The sequence below is a fragment of the Lampropedia aestuarii genome, assembly GCF_004803635.1.
Taxonomy (GTDB): Bacteria; Pseudomonadota; Gammaproteobacteria; order Burkholderiales; family Burkholderiaceae_C; genus Lampropedia; species Lampropedia aestuarii.
In genome coordinates this window covers 1-349 of the sequence record NZ_SSWX01000070.1, presented here as the reverse complement: position 1 = coordinate 349, position 349 = coordinate 1, and the positions used below count along the sequence as shown (strand labels likewise).

The following is a 349-nucleotide window of genomic DNA, read 5'->3' as shown; positions in this document are numbered from 1 at the left end:
TGGCCTTGAGCGCTAAGGGCGTGCCCTATGTGGCCTACCGAGACGGTGCCAAAGGCAATAAAGCCACGGTGATGCGCTTGGCAGGCACTGGCACCACCTGGGAGCCAGTGGGCAGCACCGGATTCTCGGCTGGGACGGCTTCCTTCACCTCGCTGGCCTTTGGCCCCGATGGCATGCCCTACGTGGCCTACCAAGATTCGCACAACGGCTACAAAGCCACGGTAATGCGCCCGACAGCCGATGCCACCACCTGGGAGCAGGTGGGGCAAGCTGGATTGTCGGCTGGACAGGCTACTTACATCTCGCTGGCCTTGAGCACCGAGGGCGTGCCCTATGTGGCTTACCAAGA

General features: G+C 62.5%; 1 protein-coding gene. It reads left to right on the top strand.

Annotation, left to right across the window (positions count from 1 at the left end; all coding sequences use genetic code 11):
- Positions 1-349, top strand: a 349-nt coding sequence (locus E8K88_RS18140) for an NHL repeat-containing protein (RefSeq protein WP_205880136.1), incomplete at both ends; no start/stop codon positions are given.